The organism is Streptomyces sp. NPDC004435, from assembly GCF_042873895.1.
GTDB lineage: Bacteria > Actinomycetota > Actinomycetes > Streptomycetales > Streptomycetaceae > Streptomyces.
The window spans coordinates 141,520-161,890 of sequence record NZ_JBIAMB010000008.1 but is presented as its reverse complement, the minus strand read 5'-3'; the positions used below and the strand labels follow the sequence as shown (position 1 = coordinate 161,890).

Sequence of the window (20,371 nt, the reverse complement as noted above, 5' to 3'; positions counted from 1 at the left end):
GCCGGGGACGCCGGCTCGGCGGTGCCCGCCTCGGGGAGGCCGGTGTTCGGGTCTTCGCCCGGGACACGGGGGCGGTTCACTTCGGCACCTCCTCGGTCGGGGCGGCGCCCGGGCCTCCGTGCGCACGGAGGCGGCGGGCGTCGGTGGGGGCCTCCCCGGACGGGCGGAGGGCACCGGCGAGAACCGCCCCGGACGGGCGGGAGGCGCCGGACGCGCGGAGGGTGTCGGACGGGCGGAGGGCACCGGGCAGGACCGCGCCGGACGGGCGGTGGGCATCGGTACGGGCGGCCCCGGACCGGCTGGGGGCGCCGGTCCGGCCGGGAGAATCGATCCGGCCCGGGGCGCCGGTGCGGCGGGGGGTCGTCGGGTGCGGAGGGCGGGGCGGGGCCGCCGCGGCGGGGGTCACGCGTTCTCCCCGCCGTCGAGCCAGCGGCTGACGCAGGCGATGAGTTCGTCGGCGTCGACGGGCTTGGTGACGTAGTCGCTGGCCCCGGACGCGAGGCTCTTCTCCCGGTCGCCGGGCATGGCCTTCGCGGTGACAGCGATCACGGGCAGGTCCGCGTACTGCGGCAGCTCCCTGATCTGCGCGGTGGCCGTGTAGCCGTCCATCTCCGGCATCATCACGTCCATCAGGACGAGCGCGACGGCGGGGTTCGCCAGGAGCGTCTCGATCCCCTTCCGCCCGTTCTCGGCGTGCAGCACGGTGATGCCGTGCAGCTCCAGGATGCCGCTGAGGGCGTAGAGGTTGCGGGCGTCGTCGTCGACGGCGAGGACGGTCCTGCCGCGCAGGGTGGTGTCGACGGCCCGGGGCGCGGGGGCCCGGTGGTCGCCGCGTACCAGGGGCACCACGTCTCCGGGCTGCTCCGCGGACAGGTGGAGGGTGATCCGCTCGCGCAGCTCGTCGAGGCTGGACAGGAGTTCCAGCGGGCGGCGGCGGGCGAGGTCCTGGAGGGCGCCCTCCTCCTCGGCCGGGAGCCGGCGGTTGTTGTGGGCGAGGACGGGGACGGTCCGCAGCGCCTCGTCGCCGTCCATGGCGTCCAGGAAGCGCAGGGCGTCACCGTCCGCCATGTCGACGTCGAGCACGACGCAGTGGAAGGGGCGGGTGGCGAGGGCGGAGGCCGCCTCCTGGGGGCCGACGACCGCGATCAGCTCGATGTCCGCCCGTTCCGTGTGCCCGCCGTCGGCCGCGAGCTGCGTGACGGCGTTCTCGGCGACGACGGCGAGGAGCCCGCGCGGGCGCTCCTCGATCACGAGGAGACGCCGGGTCGGCCGGGCCACCGGAGCGCCGGGCAGCGCGAGCGCGCCGCGGGCCGGTGCCGGGGCGGCGAGCGCCGCGGAGGGGTCGGCCGACGGGACGGCGGGGTCGGGCTGCTCGGTGAAGTCGGTGCGGGTGACGGGGAGGTAGAAGGTGAAGGTGCTGCCCCCGCCGGGGACGCTCGTGACCGTCAGGGCACCGCCGAGGAGATAGGCGATCTCCCGGCTGATGGAGAGGCCCAGGCCGGTGCCGCCGTACTTGCGGTTGGTGGTGCCGTCGGCCTGCTGGAAGGCGCCGAAGATGGCCTCCAGGTTCTCGGCGGCGATGCCGATGCCCGTGTCGGTGACGCGGAAGGCGACGACGGGGCCGCCGCGGCGGACGGACACCGGCAGCTCGCCGTCCGAGGCCGGTTCGATGCGCAGCTCGACGCTGCCGTGCTCGGTGAACTTGACCGCGTTCGACAGCAGGTTGCGCAGCACCTGCCGGAGCCGCGAGTCGTCGGTGACGAGGTCGACGGGGACGCCGGCGGCGGTGGAGACCGCGAAGGCGAGGCTCTTCTGCGAGGTGAGGGGGCGGAAGGTGGCCTCGACGTAGTCGAGGAGCCTGCGCAGGGGCACGCGCTCCGGGTTGAGGTCCATCTTCCCGGCCTCCACCTTGGACAGGTCGAGGATGTCGTTGATGAGCTGGAGCAGGTCGGATCCGGCCGAGTGGATGATGCCGGCGTACTCGACCTGCTTGGCCGTGAGGTTGCGGGTCGGGTTCTGGGCCAGCAGCTGGGCCAGGATCAGCAGGCTGTTGAGCGGGGTGCGCAGTTCGTGGCTCATGTTGGCCAGGAACTCCGACTTGTACGTGGAGGCCAGGGCGAGCTGCTGGGCGCGGTCCTCCAGCTCCTGCCGGGCCTGCTCGATCTGGAGGTTCTTGGCCTCGATGTCGCGGTTCTGGGTGGCGAGCAGGGCCGCCTTCTCCTCCAGTTCGGCGTTGGAGAGCTGGAGTTCCTCCTGGCGCACCTGGAGTTCCTCGGTGCGCGAGCGGAGTTCGCCGGCCAGGCGCTGGGACTCGTCCAGGAGTTCGTCGGTGCGGCTGTTGGCGACGATGGTGCTCAGGTTGACGCCGACGGTCTCCATGAGCTGTTCCAGGAAGTCCCGGTGCACGGAGGTGAAGGGGCTGAAGGACATCAGCTCGATGACGCCGAGCACCTGCTCCTCGACGACGACCGGCAGCACCACGAGGCTGCCCCGGGAGGTGCTGCCGAGCCCCGAGGAGATCGTGACGTAGTCGGCGGGGACGTTCTCGGCGGCGATGGTGCGCCGGCCGCGGGCGGCCTGTCCGACGAGCGACTCGCCCAGCCGGAAGCGGACCGGTTCCCGGTCGGCGGGGCGTCCGTAGGAGCCGACGAGGCCCAGCTCGACTCCGTCCGTGCCCTCCTCGGCGAGGTAGAACGCGCCGTACTGGGCGGCCACGAGCGGGGTGAGCTCGTCCATGACGAGTTCGGCGACGACGGCCAGGTCGCGGTGGCCCTGCATGAGCGCGGACATCCGGGCCAGACTGGACTTGAGCCAGTCCTGCTCCTGGTTGGCCCGGGTCGTCTCGCGCAGCGAGCCGACCATGGCGTTGATGTTGTCCTTGAGTTCGGCCACCTCGCCCGACGCCTCGACGGTGATGGAGCGGGTGAGGTCGCCCTCGGCGACGGCGCTCGCGACCTCGGCGATGGCGCGAACCTGGCGGGTGAGGTTGCCCGCCAGTTCGTTGACGTTCTCGGTGAGGCGCTTCCAGGTGCCGGAGACGCCCTCGACCTCGGCCTGGCCGCCGAGGCGGCCCTCGCTGCCGACCTCGCGGGCGACCCGGGTCACCTCGGCCGCGAAGGAGGAGAGCTGGTCGACCATGGTGTTGATGGTCGTCTTCAGCTCCAGGATCTCGCCCCGGGCGTCGACGTCGATCTTCTTGGACAGGTCGCCGTTGGCGACGGCGGTGGTGACCTGGGCGATGTTCCTGACCTGTCCGGTCAGGTTGTTCGCCATGGAGTTGACGTTGTCGGTGAGGTCCTTCCAGGTGCCGGCGACGTTCGGCACCCTGGCCTGGCCGCCGAGCCGGCCCTCGGTACCGACCTCGCGGGCCACCCGGGTCACCTCGTCGGCGAAGGCCGACAGGGTGTCCACCATGGTGTTGATGGTGTCGGCGAGGGCCGCGACCTCACCCTTGGCCTCCACCGTGATGCGGCGGGACAGGTCGCCGCGGGCCACGGCGGTGGCGACCTGGGCGATCGAACGCACCTGCCCGGTGAGGTTGGACGCCATCACGTTGACGTTGTCGGTCAGGTCCTTCCAGGTGCCGGAGGCGCCCCGGACGGTGGCCTGGCCGCCGAGGTTGCCCTCGGTGCCGACCTCGCGGGCGACCCGGGTCACCTCGTCGGCGAAGGCCGAGAGCTGGTCGACCATCGTGTTGATGGTCGTCTTCAGCTCCAGGATCTCGCCCCGGGCGTCGACGTCGACCTTCTTCGACAGGTCGCCGCCCGCGACGGCGGTGGCCACGTGGGCGATCGCCCGCACCTGGGCGGTGAGGTTCCCCGCCATCGAGTTGACGGAGTCGGTCAGGTCGCGCCAGGTGCCGGAGACGCCCTTCACGTCGGCCTGTCCCCCGAGGATGCCCTCGGTGCCCACGTCACGAGCCATGCGCGTGACCTCGTCGGCGAAGGCCGAGAGCTGGTCGACCATCGTGTTGATGGTGTTCTTCAGCTCCAGGATCTCGCCGCGCGCGTCCACGTCGATCTTCTGGGAGAGGTCGCCCTTGGCGACCGCCGTGGCCACGTGGGCGATGTCACGGACCTGGGTGGTGAGGTTGCCGGCCATCGCGTTGACCGAGTCGGTCAGGTCGGCCCAGGTGCCGGAGACGCCGGGCACCGCGGCCTGCCCGCCGAGCGTCCCCTCCGTGCCGACCTCCCGAGCCACCCGTGTCACCTCGGAGGTGAACAGGGACAGCTGGTCCACCATCCCGTTGAACACCCGGGAGATCTCGCCCATCAGTCCGTCCGCCTCGTCCGGCAGCCGGGTCCCGAAGTCGCCGTCGCGCACCGCCGTGAGCCCGGCCAGGAGCTGGCGGAGCTCGGGCTCGACCACTGCGGCCGGCCCGGAACGCTCCCGGTCCGGGGAGCTCTTGGTCGTCGTCTCAGACATGCCCCATCCTCAATCCCCACCAAGCTGTCGCACACGGACCGTACGACCCCGCGCGACCTGCCGGACGTCCGCTCCCCCGGGACGGCCCCGACGGCCGCGATCGTTGCCGTACGGCAATCGTGACGACACTACCCTTCCGTGATCGACCGGAGGAGGGCGGTGCCCGGTCGGACGGCCTGAACCCGCCTTCCCCGGCCGGTCCCCGGTGGCGGGCATACGCCGGCGCGACCGGGGTAGACGCGCGGCGAACCGGGCGGTCCCGCCCCGAAGACGAGGGGAGCAGTACGTGTTGATGGCCCATCCCGTGGTCCTGCGCAATCTCATCGAGCAGTACGAGACGCTCAAGGTGCTCCAGGCGGAGAACGGCGGCGAAGAGGTGCGGCGGCGCATGGACGACCTCGCGTACACGCTGTGTGTCTCCACCGGTACGCGTGACGTGGACGCGGCACTGATCGCGGCGCGCCATCGACTGCCCGGCGCGCGTCCCGAGGACGACTCGGTGCTGAGCGCCTGAGCACGCGCCTGAGCCCGGCCCTCCCTGACGGAGGTGCCGGGCTCGGTCGTGCCGCGGGCGGTACGCGCCGCGGGGGCCGCCTACCAGCGGTACCAGCGGCCCGTGCCGCCCTTCGGCCGGGCCACGAACCCCAGCAGCCACAGGACGAGCACGATGACGGCTATCCACCACAGCGCCTTGAGCGCGAAGCCGGCGCCGAAGAGGAGCAGCACGAGAAGCAGGACGAGAAGCAGGGGGACCACAGAGATCGACCTCCGGGGGGACGGACGGAAACTCGGGAAAGGTGATGACGGCCGGACGGGCATGCGGGGCGATCCCGCCTCCGGCAGGGGCGGGAGGCCCGTCCGCTCAGCGGCGGCGTGCGAGGAGCAGCGCCACCGGGCCGAGGTCGCGCCGCGCGGCAAGGCTTCCGCTCCGGTGTCCCCACCCGTACGCGAGGGCGAGCGCGGCGGCCGTGCCCGCGGCGGCGCCTGCCGTCACGGCCCGGTGCGCCCGCGCGGCGCCCCACAGGTCGCTCCCGGCGCCCCGGGCCACGTCCGCGGCCGCGCGGGCCTTCTCGGCGAGGGGGGACGGGAGGACGCCCTGCTCCCCGAGGTTCGCCGGCTCGTACCTGGCGTCCACGTCGGGGTCGTCCTCCCGGGTCGGGCCGGTCCGGTCCGGCACTCCGCCGGGGCCGGTCCAGGGGAACTGGTTGTGTTCGCTGTTCTCCGAAGCACTCATGGACACCGTCTCGCCGGACTCCCGCACTCCAAACCTGGCCGACGAGGCGACGGAGCGGGCGAAGGGGGAAGGGGGTTCAGTTCGCGTCGGCGTAGTGGGTCCGGACCCACAGGGGCAGGGCGAACCAGCAGATCAGGTACCAGGTGAGGACGCCGGAGACCAGCCAGGGCACGTACGGGTCGTGGGTGGCCACGCGCAGGATGAGGAACAGCGCGGCCGTCAGCGTCGCGAGGAGCAGCAGGATGCCCGTGAAGGTGAGCCGGGAGGCCCAGACGACGGCCTGGGGCTTGACCCGTCGCCCGGACACGATCCGGTGGAAGGAGACGGGGCCTATGAGCGCGCCCGTCGACAGCGAGCCGAGGACGACGGTGACGAGGTAGATCTTCTTGTCGGTCTGCTCCAGGTCGTGGAAGAGCGGGGTGAACACCACGGTGAGGAGGAAGCCGAGGAGGATCTGGACACCGGTCTGCGCGACCCGGATCTCCTGGAGCAGCTCCTGCCAGCGCCGGTCCGCGCGTTCCTCCTGCGTCTCGCCGCGCCCTCGCTCGCCGGCACCAGGGCCGGTGCGTCTGCCCGGTTCGGGGGCGTTCTCGGCGTCGTGGGCTTCCTTCGGCCCGTTCACCTGCGTGACGGCGTCGCGTTCGTCCATGGAGGTTCCTCCTCTGAGGCGCTGGGCGGGAGCGGTCGGTCCGGGGCACCGGTTCGGGCGCGGCGCGGGTCCGCGGTGTCTTCGTTCAGGGTTCCGGGGGCCGACGTGGCGGAAGCCCCCGTCGGGGTCGGGGGCTTCCGTGTGGCACGGCACGATGCGGAGTCAGGCCCGCGGTGTACCGGCCGTTCGACAGGGCGCGTGATACCGCCGTCCGCGGCAGACGGTCCCTCCGTCGCCGGGCGGCCACCCTCGGCCGCCGGTGACGGGTCCGCCGGCACGCCCGTTCATCCTCTGCCGCCCCTGCTGCCCGTCCCGTCCGCGCGGCGCGTCGGGGGTCACGGCGGGAGCGCGTGTGCGGCGCTCCCCGTTCCGGCCCGAGGCGCTGGGATCCTCGGACGGGGCTGCGGCCTCCGGCGGCCGCCACGACGGCGTCGCCGGAAGGCGGGGCGGTCCCGAGGGGCCACCGGAGGGGTGTGCGGGACGGCCGGGCCGAGGCGGTTCCACCGGCGCGGCGCACGGCGCCGCGCGGACGAGGACGCGGGTCGGATTCGACATGAGCGCCTCCTGGGTGGGTTGCGCGGGATGGCTGTCCGTCACCCTGCTTCCGGTGCGTGAGGATCCGCCTTGCCGCTCTTCCGGCGGCCAAACCGGAGAATTCGAACAGACTTCTCGGCTGTCCCGCCCGTCGGGGCGGAGGGTCCGCGCGGCGTGCGTGCGGCCCGCACCTCGATGAGGTGCGGGCCGCACACGGGTGCCGCCGACCCACGGCAAGGGGGGAACCGCGGATCGTCCGGCGTGAGCGTGTCCCATCGCTCGACACCCGCCTGCCCCGCCTTCCGGGATCCATGCCACCCGCTCCGACCCGGTTTCGCCCGGGCCTGGCCGGGAGGCTAGCCTGCCGCCCGGGGGCGTCGGCGGATCCGTTCCCCCGGCGCCCGGTACACCGCGACGCCGAAAGGAGCGCCCCGTGACCACCACGGCCCGCGCGAGCATCCAGCACGAGGACGACCGGACCCGGGTGACCCGCTGGGACTTCGAACCCGGTCAGTCCACCGGCCGCCACGTCCACGCGTACGACTACGTCGTCGTCCCCGTCACCGACGGGCGGATCCGGGTGATCGGTGCCGACGGCACGGTCAGCGTCTCCGAGCTCCGGGCGGGCGAGTCCTACGCCCGCCCCGCCGGCGGCGAACACGAGGTCGTCAACGCGGGCACCGCCCCGCTCGCCTTCGTCGAGCTGGAATCGAAGTAGCCGCCGAGGGGCCCTGCGCACGGCAGGCCCCGGACAGGGGACCGCCCCGCGACGGGAGGGATCCCGTGCGGGGCGGTCGCCAGGCCGTCGGCGCGTGACGTGGGGGGTGGCCGCGGGCCGACAGCCGGGAGAGGTGGTCCTGGGGTGGTGCCGTGACCCGCCTACCCGCTGTCAGAGCGGGCATGCCACAGCGTTTCCGGTACGCACCCGGGCGGACGGTCGTCGACGCCGCGAGGTGGGCCGGCGGCCCTCACAGGCGGCCCGCGCCTCCCGGGAAGGGCCAGGAGAGGCGGTAGTACTGACCGATCTCCTCGCGGTACTGGCGGTCCGCGAGGTGCTTGTCGGAGACGAACTCGGGCGAGTCCTTCACCTGTTCCTTCGACAGGGCGAGGTGGAGGACCTGCTCCTCCAGGTCGACGATGGTCACGGCCCGCGCCGGGATGAGGACCTCCTTGCCGAAGATCCACACGCCGGTGTCGACGACGAGGTAGGAGTCGTCCACCTCGTCTGAGTGCTTGTCCACCTTGCCGATGTGTCCGTCGGATGCCTCGACGCGCCATCCGGTGAGGTCGGTACCCGCCAGGTGGCCGGAGTCCGTGCTGTAGGACCACAGATTTTCGGTCATCGCTGTCACTCCTCTGTCGTGGTGTTTCGCGCAGGGCGCGTCGCCCGGGGTGCGGAGCGTCTCAGAGCAGGCCACGACGGTCGTCGTCGGTGACCGTGGGCACCACCGGCGGGACCACGATCCGGCGGCGGCGCAGGACGCTGACGCAGACGGCGGTCCCGAGCAGGCCGACGCCCATCAGGATCAGGCCGACCAGATCGAGGTCGACCGTCGCGAGTTCCCAGTCGGACGCGAACGTGAGGACGGCGCCGACGGCGATCATGATGATGAACAGTCCCAGACCCATGGCTGGTCGCTCCTCCCTGCGGGTTGGACAGCGTCCGCGTACCCGGGGCCCTGAGGATCATTCCGCCCTCCTCGCAGACGTCCGGTTCGAGCACCTCCCCGTCCGCGGGAACACGCCGGAACCGCGAATCCGGCGTCCTCCGGGGGATGTTCATGGACGGACGGGGCACGCGGTCAGCCGCGGGCCCGCGCACGTACCCGCGGGCGACGCAGCCGACTCCCGGCCCGTCGACAGAGGGCCGGCCACACCCCCAGGGAGCCCTGATGCAGGTCCCAGCGAGGCCCGTACACCCGGACGTCACGTGGACGGCCCGAACCGTCGCCGGACGCTACCGGCTCGATGTCCTCCTGGGGCGGGGTGGTGCGGCGGACGTGTACGAGGCGCTGGATCTGCGGCTGCGGCGCCCCGTGGCGGTGAAGGTGTTCCGGCCGACGGGCACCCGCCGGACCGAGGCCCAGTGCGACGAGGAGGCCCGGCTGCTCGCCCGTATGCACCATCCCGGCCTGGTGACCCTGTACGACACGGGCAGCGACGCGGGCCGGCCGTTCCTGGTGATGCGGCTCGTACGGGGCACGACCCTGCAAACGCGCATCGCCCGCCTCGCCCTCACCCCCGCCGAGACCTGCCGGACGGGGGCCGCCCTGGCGTCGGCCCTCGCCCATGTGCACGGCCACGGCGTCGTCCACCGCGACGTCAAGCCGTCGAACATACTGCTCGACCGGGAGGACACCCCGCACCTCACGGACTTCGGCATCTCCCGCCGCGTCGAGGCCGTGGACGAACCGCCCGAGAGCGCGGGCGCGCTCGTCGGCACCGCGTCCTACATGGCGCCCGAGCAGGCCCTGGGCCGGAGGACCGAGCCGGCCGCCGACGTGTACAGCCTCGGCCTGGTCCTCCTCGAAACGCTCAAGGGCGAGGCGGAGTACGGCGGAGCGCCGCTGGAGGCGGCGCTGGCGCACCTGGACCGGCCTCCGGTGCTGCCGCCGGACCTTCCGGCGGAACTCGCCCGCCTGCTCGCCGCGATGACCGCCCGCTCCCCCGAGGCCCGGCCGGAAGCCGCCGCCTGCGCCCGGATCCTCGCCGATCCGAGGACGGCGGTACGTGCTTCCGCCCCCGCTCATGGACCTGCCTCCCGGAGGACGAGGGCGCAGGGGGCGCACCGGCCGCGCCGGGCCTCCGCCACCGCCGGCGGGCCGGGGCGGACGGGCCCGGCGCGGGCCGTGGCGGCGACCCTGGTGACGCTCGGTCTCACCCTGACCGGTTCGATGGGCAGCGCTCCGGTCGGCGGAGCGATGCCCCACTCATACGCGAACAACCGCTCAGAGGAATCTGCCTGACGGTCAGTCACAGCGATGAGGGTGTGAGACGACGGCCTCGGGCAACACGGAGTGTCAGGACACGGATGGCGCGGGCATATCCGCGGCGACCGTCCCGCCCGTTCGACATCGGAGGAGAATCCCATGACCGCACTGCTGGCTCGCATCAAGCGACTCGCCCGCAGCCCTCAGGGCCGTGGCGCGGCGGCGTCCCTTCGTCGGGCCGCCGCCGACCCGCGCAAGCGCGACCAGGCGCGCCGCCTGCTGGGCAGGCTGCGCCACCGCTGACAGCTGTTCGCCCGGCCCGAAGGACCGGACGGCCGACGCCCCGCGCGAGTTCCCGCGCGGGGCGTCGGCGTGTGGTGCCGATCGGGGGCCGGACATGCCGCCGGCCCGGCGGTGCGGGCCGCGAGGCCGATCGCACCGCCGGGCACGGGAGAGGGGGTGGTCGCCCGGTGCGTCAGGTGGACAACAGGCGCTGGAACAGCGCGCGGTACTGACAGAGAGCGAGGCGCAGGCTCTCGGTGTCGGCCTCCAGCCCCTGGCTCCACTGCCCCTCCAGGGCCTGCCGGTGCCGGGCGAAGGTGTCCGTCAGGGTCTTCATCACGTCACCGACGAGGGCGTCGGCGGCGTGGACCGCCTGTCGCGGGTCGTCGACGAACCTGCCCTGGACCTCGTGCCAGCGGCGGATGAACTCCCCTTCCTCGGCCGGGCCGAGGAGGTCCGGAATGCCCTCCGCTGCCGCGCCACGGTCGGGCCCCTGCGCTCGCTCGTGCGGAGCGGGCGCCGCGTGACGGGCGTGACCGGCGTGGGCCGTGGGTGCCGGGCCCGGAGGCGCGGAGGGCATGGGCGGCGGGTACGGGCGGGGTGTCCGCTGGGCCGGCACCTGCGGTGACGCGGCCGGTGCGGGCGGCGGGCCCTCGGGGGCGGCGGTCCGGTCCTGATCGTGCGCGGGCCGGTCAGACTCGGTCCGATCGGGGCTGGGCCTGTCTGTTCGGGACGCGTCGGGCTGCTGCTCACCCTGCTGGGGCTGATCCCGCCGCGGCCCGCCCTGTTCGGACCGACCGTGCTGACCGTGCTGGTCGTGCTGGTCGTGCTGGTCGTGCTGGTCGTGCTGGGGCGGGGTCGGTGCGACCGTCGGACTGCCCGGTCCCTCCGAGCGGGTCGTGGGGCCCGACGGCGCGGGCGGGACGGAGGACGGGTTCTGAGGAGCGGCCTGCCGACGGCGGTCCGCCTGGTCCGCGCCGGGCTGTCGCGGCGGCGTCGGCGCGACCGTGGGGCTGTGGTCCGGCGCCCGCACCGTGTCGCCTCCGGTCGGCGCGGGCCCGGAGCGGCCGGAGCCGGAACCGTCCGGTCCTGACCGTCGTTCGGGCCGGCCCTGGGACGGCTCGTGGTACTCGTCCGTCGGGTCCGCGTGGTGCCGTCGACCCGGTGCCCGGGTCGTGCGCTCGGACGTCTCGTGGTGTCGCATCTCTCCTGCCTTCCGCGTCAGGACCGGCGGGTGCCGGTCGGCTCGCCGTCGGCGAGCAGGTCGTCGAAGAGGGTGCGGTAGTGCATCATCGCGCCCCTCAACTGTTCGGTCGTGGCGGCGTTGTGGGTGCTCATCGCGTGGACCTCCAGGGCCGCGCGGTAGTCCTCCAGCGTGCGGCCGTGGCGCACGGACAGGTCGCGCAGCCGCTGTTCGTGCCCCTCGTCGGGGTATCCGCGATCGCGCATCAGGGCCGCCACGAGTTCGTCGGCGTCGTGGACGGCGGCCTCGGGCCGGTCCACGAACTCCTCCTGGACACGCATCCAGCGTCGCGCGTACTGCTCCCGTGCCTCACCGGGTACCGGCTTGATCTCCAGGTCGGCGAAGCGGCGTTCGCGGGCGTCCAGGTCCTGCTCCGCGGCCCGTCTGCTGCCGGTCGCCTCGACGGCCCGTTCGTACTCGGCCCCGAAGCGGTCGCGCAGTCGCGCCCGCCGTCGGCGGTCCACCGCCACGCCGGCGGCGAACCCGACCACGACGACGACCGCGACGACGGCCATGACGATGACGATTCCGGTCGACATCGGCTCTCATCCCTTTCGCGTTCTCTCTCCGAGTCGCGCTCTTCCGTCCCGGCCCCCGCCGGGGGCCGGAACTCATGGAGGACCGCGTGCCCCCCGCTCCGGAACGCAAACCGGGCATCAGGGACGGGCCGGAGTGCGCGCCTGATCGGCCATGGGGGAGGTAAGCGGAGATAAGGGGGCAGAAGAAGAACCCTCGGGCAGGAAGCGACCCAGCTCCGCAAGACCCGGCCGGACGAGACGGAGAGCGAAGAATGCGTCAGACGGACCACGCCCGCACCACCCATGTCTTCGACCGGGGCGACGTGTCACCCGCCCGGGCCCGTCGCCTCGTCGTCGACTTTCTCCGCTCCGTCGAGCGGCGCGGACGACCCGTGCCGCCCGACGCGGTGGAGACCGCCCGGCTGGTCACCAGCGAGCTGGTGACCAACGCCCTCAAGCACGCTCCCGGACCCGTTCTGCTGGAGCTGCGTCTTGAGGGCGGGCGGGTCGCCCTGTCCGTACGGGACGGCGGACCGGACCTCCCGGTGGTCTGGGGCGCCGACCCCACCCGGGTCGGACGGCACGGCCTGGAGATCGTGGCGGCGGTCGCGCATCACTTCGAGGTGCGGCGGGAGCCCGGCGGCAAGCGGGTGACCGCCCGTGTCGCCCTGGACGGCGCGACGGCCCCCGCGCCCGTACCGGCGCATGATGGAAGGCGCACCGGTGTCGGCCGGTGACCGGCGGCGAAGGGCGGGCTGGTGTCTGTGGACGAAGAGGCCGGCGACGGCGACACCCTGGGCGCGGTCCTGGCGGACGTGCTGGCCTCGGCCCATCGGCTCGCGCCCCGTGCCATCCCCCTCCTCGTGGCGGACGCCGGGCGGCGGCTGGGGCTGACGGGGGCCCGGGTCTACGTGGCCGACCTCCAGCAGCGGGGTCTGGTCGCGCTCCCCAGCCCCGACGAAGCGTCCCGGATCGCGGCCGGCGGGGCGAGCGTGGAACTGGAGACACTTCCCGTCGACAACTCGCTCGCCGGACACGCGTACCGCACCGAGACGGTGCGGCTGGGCAGGCCGGACTCCGAAGGTGGAGAGCGCACGGGCTGGATCCCTGTCGTGGACGGCGTCGGCCGGGTGGGCGTGCTGCGGGTGACCGCGCCGGAGCTCGACGCGTCCCTGCTGCACCGGTGCGAGGCACTCGCCGCCCTGGTCGCCATGATCCTGGCCACCAAGCAGCCGTTCAGTGACGTCCTGGCCCAGACCATGCGCACCCGGTCGATGCGGCTCCAGGCCGAGCTGCTGTGGGCGTTCCTGCCGCCGCGGACCATCGGCACGGCGACGGTGACCTCCAGCGCCGTCCTGGAGCCCGCGTACGAGGTCGGCGGGGACGCCTACGACCACAGTCTGGCCGGAGACCTGCTGCACCTGTCCCTGCTGGACGCCATGGGCCACGACCTCGCGTCCGGCGGCGCCAGCGCCGCGGCGCTCGCCGCCTGCCGTTCCACCCGGCGCGCCGGCGGCGGCCTCGACGACATCGCCGTGGCGATCGACCGCACGCTGGAGCGCTGGATCCCGGAACGCCTGCTGACCTGTGTGATCGGCGACCTCGACACCGGCACCGGCCGGCTGAGGTGGATCAACTGCGGCCACCCCGCTCCCCTGCTGATCCGTGACCGGCACATCGTGACCGGCGCCCTCGACCGCACCCCCCACCCGCCCCTCGGGCTGACCGGGTACGACATCGCTCCGCCGCCCGTCCACACGTTCCAGCTCCAGCCCGGCGACCGGCTGCTGCTGTTCACCGACGGCGTCACCGACGCGCGCTCCGCGGCGGGCGAGCTGTTCGGGGAGGGGCGTCTGGCCGACGTCGTCGTCCGCGCCCTGGCCGAGGGCCTTCCGGCGCCGGAGGCGCTGCGGCGGCTTCTCCAGCACATCCTCGTGCACCAGGGCCGGCGTCTGAGCGACGACGCCACCATCCTCCTCGCCGAGTGGCACCCCGGGCGCCACTGAGCCCGCGGGAAGTGGTGCCTGGTCAGGCCTTCAGGCGGGCGAGCGCGGCCAGCACCGGTGCCACACCGTCCTCCGCGGCGAGGCCGTCGGCCAGCGCGCGGGCGCGCGTGGCGTGGGAGCCGTCCCGTGTCGCCCGGCGCAGGGCCTCGGCCAGGGAGCCGGCGGTCAGCCGGCGCAGCGGCACCGCCCCGGGCGAGGTTCCCAGCGCGGTCAGCCGGGAGGCCCAGAACGCCGCGTCGAACTGGACCGGCACCGGGACGGAGGGCACGCCGGCCCGCAGGACGGCGCCGGTGGTGCCCGCTCCCGCGTGGTGGACGACGGCGGCGGTCCGGGGGAACAGCAGGGAGTGCGGCACCTCGCCGACGGTCAGGAGGTCGTCGCCCCGGGCGGCGAGCCCCGCCCAGCCGCTCTGCACGATCCCGCGCACCTTCGCCGCCCGCAGCGCGGTGACGATCTCGCGGCTCAGCCGCTCGGGGTCGGGGACGGTGGCGCTGCCCAGGCCGACGAAGACCGGCGGGGGCCCGGCGGCGAGGAAGTCCTCCAGCTCTCCGGGGAGGCGTCCGCCGGGTGTTTCGTGGGGCCACCAGTATCCCGCCACCTCAAGGCCCGCCGGCCAGTCCCGGGGGCGGGGGACGACGTGTTCGCTGTAGCCGTGGAGCACCGGCCGGGACCGTCGCCGGGACCGGCTCGGCGCCACGAGTCCGTGCCGCCGGGGCAGGGACCGTACGGTGTCCGAGAACATCAGCTCCACCGAGGTCATGACGGCCCGTCCGCTCAGCCTGTTCCCCACCGCGCCCAGGGGCCGGGTCCCGAGGACGGGGGCGGGGAACTCGCCGGTCGGGTGGAGCGGTTGGAGGTGTAGTCCCAGAGCGGGTACCGACAGGGCGTCCGCGAGGGCGTACCCGAGCGGGCCCAGCGCCCCGCCGACGAGCAGGACCTCGCCCTCGCGTGCCGCCGCCACGAGCGTCCCGGTCATCTCGTCGACCGCTCGGCGGGCCATCGACACCAGCCGTACGAGCTTGCCGGCGCCGGTGCTCGCGTCGTGCAGCCGTCGGCCGCGCGAGGAGTGCAGCTCGGCACGGGGATCCACCGGAAGGGCACGGAACCGCACCCCGGACCCCGCCACCAGCGGCTCGAACACGCCATGGGTGGCCAGGGTCACCTCGTGCCCGGCCCGTACGAGACCGGCACCCAGACCCGTGTACGGCGCGACGTCGCCGCGCGACCCCGCCGTCATCATCACGATGCGCACGCCGCCAGTGTGCCCCGCCCGGGCCCCGGCCACGCGGAGGACCTGACCGCGCGATCCGGCCAGGCCTCCTTCAGGCCCGTTCGAGGAGCGCCATCAGGGCGCGGGCGGCGGGGCTGGTCGCCTGTGGGGGCGGCAGCAGCGCGACCGTCTCGTAGACGGTGTCGGGCACGCCCTGCACGGGCAGGGCGCGCAGGGTCTCGCGCTTCTGCCGGAAGTGACGGGGTACGGCCGCCACGCCCAGGTTCTCGTCGACCAGGTCGAGCAGGCTGTGGACGTCGTTGACCTCCATCGCCACCTTGCGCCGGACGCCGGCGGCGGCGAAGGCGGTGTCGGTGGCCCGGCGGGGCCCCCAGTCGGGGTGGAAGTCGACGAACACCTCCGCGGCGAGATCGGCGGGTGTGAGGGGCGTCCCGGCCGTCGCGAGCGGGTGCCCGGGGTGGCACAGCAGGGTCATCGGCTCGGTCGCGAGCGGTACGGCGCGCAGCTGGTCGGTGTCGGCGCCCGTGCGGTAGGCGAAGGCCAGGTCGAGACGTCCGCCGGAGACCTCGTCGGCCAGGTCGAGGGAGGCGGACTGGCGCAGCCGGATCTCCACGTCCGGGTGGCGCCGGTGGAACGCGGCCAGCAGTCCCGCCGCGTACACGCCGGCGACGCACTGCTCCGTGCCCAGGGCCAGGGTGCCGCGCAGCACGCCCTGCACGGCGGCCACCGCCTCGCGCGCGGTCCGCACCTGGGCGAGGATCCGCTCGGCCTCCCCCAGCAGCGCCCGTCCGGCCTCCGTCAGGGTCACCTGGCGGGTGGTCCGTACGAACAGGGGGGCGCGCAGCTCGCGCTCCAGCGCCCGGACGGATGCGGACAGGCCCGACTGGGAGACCATCAGGCGTTCGGCGGCCCGGGTGAAGTGCCGTTCCTCGGCGACGGCGACGAAGTGCTGGAGGTGGCGCAGTTCCATGATTGAGAAGCGTATCCGCTGAATCCCATCGGATTCGCCTGTTGGACCGATGGTGGCGGGTGGGTGCAGATTGGTCCGGGTCCGGTCCCTAGGGCCTGTCGTCAAACTCCCGTCGTCGCCCGAAGGGCGGCCCTGCGGCGTCAGGTGCGTGTTCTCGGCGTGGCGGGCACATGCCCTCGTACTGGGCGTACTCGGGCTTGTGTCCGGTGCGGCGAGAGCGCGTGCATGGCGTCGCGGGGCAGACGGGAGTTTGACGACAGGCCCTAGGGCGGCCGGATCCCCTCGACCTCATGGAGCCGTGTTGTACACCGCACACCCCGACCGTTACGCCCACATGCCCTACCGCCGTGCCGGGAACAGCGGCCTCAAGCTGCCCGCGCTGTCGCTGGGCCTGTGGCACAACTTCGGCCCCGACCGGACGGCCGAGGGCCAGCGGGCCATCCTGCGCCGCGCGTTCGACCTCGGGATCACGCACTTCGACCTGGCGAACAACTACGGCCCGCCGCCCGGCGCCGCCGAGTCCGCCCTCGGCGCGGTCCTCGCGACGGACTTCGCGCCGCACCGCGACGAGCTGGTCGTGTCCACCAAGGCCGGGTACCTGATGTGGCCGGGCCCGTACGGCGAGTGGGGGTCGCGCAAGTACCTGCTGTCGTCGCTGGACCAGAGTCTGACCCGCCTGGGCCTGGAGTACGTGGACGTCTTCTACTCTCACCGCTTCGACCCGGAGACTCCCCTGGAGGAGACGATGGGCGCCCTGCACTCGGCGGTCCTGCAGGGCAAGGCGCTCTACGTCGGCGTCTCCAACTACTCGGCCGAGCAGACCCGCGAGGCGGCCCGGATCCTGGGCGAGCTGGGCACCCCGCTCCTCATCCACCAGCCGCGCTACTCGATGCTCGACCGGCGCCCGGAGTCCGAGGGCCTGCTGGACGCGCTCGACGACCTGCGGGTCGGCTCCATCGCCTACTCCCCGCTGGAGCAGGGCCTGCTCACCGGGCGCTATCTGAACGGCATCCCGGAGGACTCCCGGGCCGCGAGCGACAGCCCCTTCCTGCGGCGGGACGCCGTCACCGAGGACCTGGTGGACCGGTTGCGCGCACTGAACGCCCTCGCGGAGGAGCGCGGCCAGACCCTGGCGCAGCTCGCCCTGGCATGGGTGCTGCGCGGGGGGCGGGTGACCTCGGCCCTGATCGGCGCGAGCAGCACCCGCCAGCTCGACGACAGCGTGGCCGCCGTCGGGAACCTCGACTTCGACGCCGAGGAGCTGGCCCGCATCGACGCCCTGGTCGGCCCGTGAGCGGGCGGGGCCGACGCCCCGCCCCTCGGCGCGCCCGTCAGAACGCGAACACGTTGTGGCCCCTCATGGTGACGGACATGGCGCAGGTGTTGGAGAACGTGTGCCGCCAGCTGACGCGCTCGCCCTTCCACACACCGTCGGCGGAGACGGTGATCGGGTCGTAGTGCAGGGGACAGAGGCGGTCCGGCGCGGGGGCGGCCAGCAGGCGGTCGAGGGAGCCGGAGGTGGCGGCGAGCGCGGCGCAGGCGGCCTGGGGGTCGGGGTGGGTGCCCTGGGCCGTCGGCGCACAGCTGAGGGTGGACGCCCGGACCACCGTGGCCGCCTGCTCGTCGCCCTGGGCGACGGTCAGCACGAGGGCCGAGGGGGCGTACAGGCTGTCCGGCGCGGCCTCCGCCACGCCGGCGGTGCCGGCGAGGACGAGGAGGGCGGAGGCGGATACGGCGGCGATGCGATGACGCACGACAGGATGCTCCTTCGAAGAAGAGGTATCTCGCAGAAGATTTCCGCGAGTCTGGGGTTCGACGCCGCAGATACTGTCGTGAACGAAGGTCGATCACACCTCGATGGCCTACTTACGGACAAGTCCGCAGACGCACCGCTACCGACCGAACGTTCTGCCTGTTCGGCAGGGCCGGAGCGCCTCTCCGGCGCACCGGCGCAGGCCCGACGCCCTGGGGCGCGGGCCCGGAATCCCGGGCCCGCGCCCCCGCTCCGGGCTCCCGGTGTTCACCTTCCGTGCATCGAAGATGACCGATTGCCATCACTCTTCGAACGGTCGGTCACAGCCAGGGCAGCTGTTCGGCCGCGTAGCGGTAGGCGCGGAAGACGGAGTTCTGGGCGCCGGCCGACGACTCCAGGCCCACCCCGTCCCCGAAGGACCGGAACTGCGGCACCACGAACTCCCAGACGACCTCGCCGCCCGGTGTCACCTCGAAGAGCCGTCCGAAGGACCCCTCCGCGATGAAGGTGTTGCCGTTGGGCAGGCGCTGGGCGCTGGACATGTAGGGGCTGTAGAAGTTCTGCGGCGGGTTGTCCTGGTAGGACCAGACCTCCTCGCCGGTCAGGGGGTCCAGCTCCAGCACCCGCGAGTACGGCACGGAGGTCGTGTCGCGGTAGCTGCCGTTGTCGAAGACGAGGACATTGCCGCCCGGCAGCTCGTGCGGATGGTGCTGCTGGGCCAGCACGTCCGGCCCTATGCGCCACCGCACGGAGCCGTCGGCGCGGTCGATCGCGACGGCCGAGGAGGCGCTGCGGAACCCGAGGACGATCGAGCCGTCGGCGCTCTCGTTGACGGTGTTGGCCATCGGCCAGTGCTCACGGGCGAAGTGCCGGTCGAGCGGGAAGTCCTCGGGGTCGAGGTGGTCGATGGCGGCCCAGCGCCACACCTCGCGCCCGTCCCAGGTCAGTTCGAGGACCACATCCCCGTAGATCACCCCGCCCGGGGCCTCGGAACCGGGGATGCCGCCGCGGATCCGGGCGGCCTGGGCCGGCTCCAGCGGCTCGACGACGGTGATGACGAGATTCCCGTTGCGCAGGATCGAGGCGTCGTGGTGGTGGTACGGGTGCCGCACCTCCCGGAGGACGGTGGAGTCCGGGGCGAGCTCCTGGAAGATGCCGCCGTGGTACACGTCCCAGATCGGGAAGAGCGTCGGGCCGCCGGTGTCCTTGGCCGCGTAGAAGAGATGGCCGTTCGGCAGGAGCTGCGCGTGCCGGCCGGGCGGGTGCGGGGAGTTCCAGGTGTGCGCGGGCCGGCCCTCGATGTCGACGAGGTGGATGTCACCGGTGCCGGTGATGGGCGTGTAGAGGGTGTAGCCGCCGTAGGTGCGGGCGGGGTCGTGGGCGATCAGGCCGACGCCTCGGCGGCGCAGGGTGTTCTGGTCGACGGTCATGGACGGGTGCTCCTCGTACGGTACGGATGAAGGTCGGGCGGACGGCGGACACGGGGCCGCGCCCGTGGGCGGGGGCGGGCGGGTGCGGCGCGGCTCAGCGCACGGTGACGGCGGCCGGGTCCACGGCCTTCAGCGGCGCGGGGTCCAGGTGCCGCAGCAGCGCGGCTCGGTCGGCGGAGCCGGGCAGTTTCTGGGCGGTCTTCGCCCAGGCGGCCTCCTCGGTCAGCTGGACGAGCAGTTCGGCCGAGAGGGTGGAGCCGTACGCGTACCGGGGCTGGAAGGCGTCGACGTAGTCGGCCTGGAGCGCGCCCTTCGCCTCCGCCAGAACGTCCTTGCGGCTTCCGGCCGGATCCGCGCCGATGCGCGCCTCGGCCTTCCGGAGGGCGCGGAGCACGGCGGTCGTGGTCTGCTCCGTCGCCTCGGGACCGGCGACGAGCAGGGTGCGGGCGGTGTAGCCGGTGAAGGGGAGCTCGGCGTACCGGTCCCCCAGGGCGTTCCGGGTGGAGTCGTAGAAGCTGGGGAAGGTGACCCCGGCCTCGACGTCTCCGCGCGCGAGTGCCGAAGTGACCTGGTTCGGGGCGAGATTGACGACCGTCACGTCCGCGGCGGTCAGCCCCGCGGAGGCCAGCATCCGCGAGAGCGCGTACTCGACGTTGGTCCCCTGCGGAACGCCCACCTTGCGCCCCTTCAGGGCGGCGAAGCCGGTGATCCCGTGGTCGGTGCGGGTCAGCAGCCGCCAGTCGGAGAACCGGGACAGGTCGGCGACGACGCGCAGTTCGCGTCCGCCCAGGGCGGCCGTGACGGCGGGCAGGTCTCCGACGACCCCGAGCTGCGCCTGCCCGCCGAGCACGGCGTTGAGGGCGTCCCGGCCCGTCGGCTGGGTGGTCACGGCGGCGTCGATCCCCTCGCCGGCCCACAGCCCGCGCGCCTGCGCCACGTGGACGGGCGCACCGCCGAGGTGGTCGCTGGTGGCGAGGGAGACGGCGTCGCGGCCGGCGGCGGGCTCGGAGCCCTGGGCGCAGCCCGAGGCGAGGGCGCCGACGAGCACGGCGGACAGGAGGGCGGCGAGGGCGCGGGGTCTGGACCGGGTGTGCGTTCCGGGCATGGCGGTTCCTTCCGGGAACGGGAACGGGAACGGGGAGGGGCGAGCGGGAAGCGAGAAGGGG

Annotated in this window: 21 protein-coding genes; 7 read left to right on the top strand and 14 right to left on the bottom strand. The window is 73.6% G+C overall.

Going from position 1 to position 20,371, the window contains the following annotated elements; translation table 11 throughout:
- Window positions 1–76: 76 nt before the first annotated feature.
- Both ACFYT9_RS16635 and ACFYT9_RS16630 read right to left on the bottom strand, forming a co-directional pair.
- Window positions 77–406, bottom strand: a complete 330-nt coding sequence (locus ACFYT9_RS16635; protein ID WP_389164202.1) for a hypothetical protein — start codon at window positions 404–406, stop codon at window positions 77–79.
- On the bottom strand, window positions 403–4,425 hold the full coding sequence (locus ACFYT9_RS16630) for a HAMP domain-containing protein (protein ID WP_389164199.1): 4,023 nt from the start codon (window positions 4,423–4,425) through the stop codon (window positions 403–405). The genes ACFYT9_RS16635 and ACFYT9_RS16630 overlap by 4 nt, the downstream gene beginning before the upstream one ends.
- 286 nt (window positions 4,426–4,711) lie before the next feature.
- Between ACFYT9_RS16630 and ACFYT9_RS16625 the strand changes: the two genes are divergently transcribed.
- Window positions 4,712–4,939, top strand: coding sequence for a DUF5133 domain-containing protein (locus ACFYT9_RS16625; RefSeq protein ID WP_376603448.1), 228 nt, complete (start codon window positions 4,712–4,714; stop codon window positions 4,937–4,939).
- 80 nt (window positions 4,940–5,019) lie between these two features.
- Here the strand turns inward: ACFYT9_RS16625 and ACFYT9_RS16620 are convergent, their stop codons facing one another.
- The 3 genes from ACFYT9_RS16620 to ACFYT9_RS16610 form a co-directional block, all read right to left on the bottom strand.
- A complete protein-coding gene (locus tag ACFYT9_RS16620; protein WP_376603450.1) occupies window positions 5,020–5,181 on the bottom strand; it encodes a DUF5670 family protein in 162 nt (53 codons plus the stop codon).
- 106 nt (window positions 5,182–5,287) lie between these two features.
- On the bottom strand, window positions 5,288–5,659 hold the full coding sequence (locus tag ACFYT9_RS16615; RefSeq protein WP_389164196.1) for a hypothetical protein: 372 nt from the start codon (window positions 5,657–5,659) through the stop codon (window positions 5,288–5,290).
- Window positions 5,660–5,735: 76 nt separating this feature from the next.
- Window positions 5,736–6,308, bottom strand: coding sequence for a DUF6328 family protein (locus tag ACFYT9_RS16610; protein WP_389164194.1), 573 nt, complete (start codon window positions 6,306–6,308; stop codon window positions 5,736–5,738).
- 967 nt (window positions 6,309–7,275) lie between these two features.
- Here ACFYT9_RS16610 and ACFYT9_RS16605 point away from each other — a divergent pair.
- A complete protein-coding gene (locus ACFYT9_RS16605; RefSeq protein ID WP_389164191.1) occupies window positions 7,276–7,560 on the top strand; it encodes a cupin domain-containing protein in 285 nt (94 codons plus the stop codon).
- A gap of 250 nt (window positions 7,561–7,810) precedes the next feature.
- On the opposite strand, the gene ACFYT9_RS16600 is transcribed toward ACFYT9_RS16605, so the two are convergent.
- Window positions 7,811–8,185, bottom strand: coding sequence for a PRC-barrel domain-containing protein (locus ACFYT9_RS16600; RefSeq protein ID WP_387280666.1), 375 nt, complete (start codon window positions 8,183–8,185; stop codon window positions 7,811–7,813).
- A 61-nt stretch (window positions 8,186–8,246) separates the two neighbouring features.
- A complete protein-coding gene (locus tag ACFYT9_RS16595) occupies window positions 8,247–8,471 on the bottom strand; it encodes a DUF6458 family protein (protein WP_376605966.1) in 225 nt (74 codons plus the stop codon).
- A gap of 263 nt (window positions 8,472–8,734) precedes the next feature.
- Between ACFYT9_RS16595 and ACFYT9_RS16590 the strand changes: the two genes are divergently transcribed.
- Together ACFYT9_RS16590 and ACFYT9_RS16585 are read left to right on the top strand one after the other, a co-directional pair.
- Window positions 8,735–9,808 (top strand): serine/threonine-protein kinase, encoded by a 1,074-nt coding sequence (locus ACFYT9_RS16590; protein ID WP_389164188.1) that lies wholly within the window; start codon window positions 8,735–8,737, stop codon window positions 9,806–9,808.
- Window positions 9,809–9,931: 123 nt separating this feature from the next.
- A complete protein-coding gene (locus tag ACFYT9_RS16585) occupies window positions 9,932–10,075 on the top strand; it encodes a hypothetical protein (RefSeq protein WP_387280671.1) in 144 nt (47 codons plus the stop codon).
- Window positions 10,076–10,247: 172 nt separating this feature from the next.
- On the opposite strand, the gene ACFYT9_RS16580 is transcribed toward ACFYT9_RS16585, so the two are convergent.
- Both ACFYT9_RS16580 and ACFYT9_RS16575 read right to left on the bottom strand, forming a co-directional pair.
- Window positions 10,248–10,634 carry a hypothetical protein gene (locus tag ACFYT9_RS16580; protein WP_389164185.1) on the bottom strand — a complete coding sequence of 129 codons (387 nt, stop codon included), beginning with the start codon at window positions 10,632–10,634 and terminating at the stop codon, window positions 10,248–10,250.
- A 641-nt stretch (window positions 10,635–11,275) separates the two neighbouring features.
- Entirely contained in the window at window positions 11,276–11,836 is a 561-nt protein-coding gene (locus ACFYT9_RS16575; protein WP_376603809.1) for a hypothetical protein, read from the bottom strand.
- A 251-nt stretch (window positions 11,837–12,087) separates the two neighbouring features.
- Between ACFYT9_RS16575 and ACFYT9_RS16570 the strand changes: the two genes are divergently transcribed.
- Complete coding sequence (locus ACFYT9_RS16570) at window positions 12,088–12,552, top strand: ATP-binding protein (RefSeq protein ID WP_389164182.1); 465 nt, start codon at window positions 12,088–12,090, stop codon at window positions 12,550–12,552.
- A gap of 21 nt (window positions 12,553–12,573) precedes the next feature.
- Window positions 12,574–13,821: a PP2C family protein-serine/threonine phosphatase gene (locus ACFYT9_RS16565; protein ID WP_389164179.1), complete on the top strand. Its 1,248-nt coding sequence runs from the start codon at window positions 12,574–12,576 to the stop codon at window positions 13,819–13,821.
- 22 nt (window positions 13,822–13,843) lie between these two features.
- Here ACFYT9_RS16565 and ACFYT9_RS16560 read toward each other — a convergent pair whose 3' ends face one another.
- The gene (locus tag ACFYT9_RS16560; protein ID WP_389164176.1) at window positions 13,844–15,073 is read right to left on the bottom strand and encodes a glycosyltransferase; all 1,230 of its coding nucleotides are present in this window, start codon (window positions 15,071–15,073) and stop codon (window positions 13,844–13,846) included.
- A 70-nt stretch (window positions 15,074–15,143) separates the two neighbouring features.
- Entirely contained in the window at window positions 15,144–16,022 is an 879-nt protein-coding gene (locus ACFYT9_RS16555; RefSeq protein ID WP_389164174.1) for a LysR family transcriptional regulator, read from the bottom strand.
- Between the two features lie 301 nt (window positions 16,023–16,323).
- Between ACFYT9_RS16555 and mgrA the strand changes: the two genes are divergently transcribed.
- Window positions 16,324–17,316 carry an L-glyceraldehyde 3-phosphate reductase gene (mgrA, locus tag ACFYT9_RS16550; protein ID WP_389164642.1) on the top strand — a complete coding sequence of 331 codons (993 nt, stop codon included), beginning with the start codon at window positions 16,324–16,326 and terminating at the stop codon, window positions 17,314–17,316.
- A 37-nt stretch (window positions 17,317–17,353) separates the two neighbouring features.
- Here mgrA and ACFYT9_RS16545 read toward each other — a convergent pair whose 3' ends face one another.
- The 3 genes from ACFYT9_RS16545 to ACFYT9_RS16535 form a co-directional block, all read right to left on the bottom strand.
- Entirely contained in the window at window positions 17,354–17,776 is a 423-nt protein-coding gene (locus ACFYT9_RS16545) for a subtilase-type protease inhibitor (protein ID WP_376606027.1), read from the bottom strand.
- A 319-nt stretch (window positions 17,777–18,095) separates the two neighbouring features.
- Window positions 18,096–19,205 (bottom strand): aryl-sulfate sulfotransferase, encoded by a 1,110-nt coding sequence (locus ACFYT9_RS16540; RefSeq protein WP_389164171.1) that lies wholly within the window; start codon window positions 19,203–19,205, stop codon window positions 18,096–18,098.
- A gap of 94 nt (window positions 19,206–19,299) precedes the next feature.
- A complete protein-coding gene (locus ACFYT9_RS16535; RefSeq protein WP_389164168.1) occupies window positions 19,300–20,310 on the bottom strand; it encodes an ABC transporter substrate-binding protein in 1,011 nt (336 codons plus the stop codon).
- Between the last annotated feature and the right edge of the window lie 61 nt (window positions 20,311–20,371).

Excerpts from the sequence above, each read along its gene's own strand:
- ACFYT9_RS16630 (WP_389164199.1), bottom strand. The coding sequence starts at position 4,425 with ATGTCTGAGACGACGACCAAGAGCTCCCCGGACCGGGAGCGTTCCGGG.
- ACFYT9_RS16615 (WP_389164196.1), bottom strand. The coding sequence starts at position 5,659 with ATGAGTGCTTCGGAGAACAGCGAACACAACCAGTTCCCCTGGACCGGC.
- ACFYT9_RS16610 (WP_389164194.1), bottom strand. The coding sequence starts at position 6,308 with ATGGACGAACGCGACGCCGTCACGCAGGTGAACGGGCCGAAGGAAGCC.
- ACFYT9_RS16600 (WP_387280666.1), bottom strand. The coding sequence starts at position 8,185 with ATGACCGAAAATCTGTGGTCCTACAGCACGGACTCCGGCCACCTGGCG.
- ACFYT9_RS16595 (WP_376605966.1), bottom strand. The coding sequence starts at position 8,471 with ATGGGTCTGGGACTGTTCATCATCATGATCGCCGTCGGCGCCGTCCTC.
- ACFYT9_RS16590 (WP_389164188.1), top strand. The coding sequence starts at position 8,735 with ATGCAGGTCCCAGCGAGGCCCGTACACCCGGACGTCACGTGGACGGCC.
- ACFYT9_RS16585 (WP_387280671.1), top strand. The coding sequence starts at position 9,932 with ATGACCGCACTGCTGGCTCGCATCAAGCGACTCGCCCGCAGCCCTCAG.
- ACFYT9_RS16580 (WP_389164185.1), bottom strand. The coding sequence starts at position 10,634 with ATGCCCTCCGCGCCTCCGGGCCCGGCACCCACGGCCCACGCCGGTCAC.
- ACFYT9_RS16575 (WP_376603809.1), bottom strand. The coding sequence starts at position 11,836 with ATGTCGACCGGAATCGTCATCGTCATGGCCGTCGTCGCGGTCGTCGTC.
- ACFYT9_RS16570 (WP_389164182.1), top strand. The coding sequence starts at position 12,088 with ATGCGTCAGACGGACCACGCCCGCACCACCCATGTCTTCGACCGGGGC.
- ACFYT9_RS16555 (WP_389164174.1), bottom strand. The coding sequence starts at position 16,022 with ATGGAACTGCGCCACCTCCAGCACTTCGTCGCCGTCGCCGAGGAACGG.
- ACFYT9_RS16540 (WP_389164171.1), bottom strand. The coding sequence starts at position 19,205 with ATGACCGTCGACCAGAACACCCTGCGCCGCCGAGGCGTCGGCCTGATC.
- ACFYT9_RS16535 (WP_389164168.1), bottom strand. The coding sequence starts at position 20,310 with ATGCCCGGAACGCACACCCGGTCCAGACCCCGCGCCCTCGCCGCCCTC.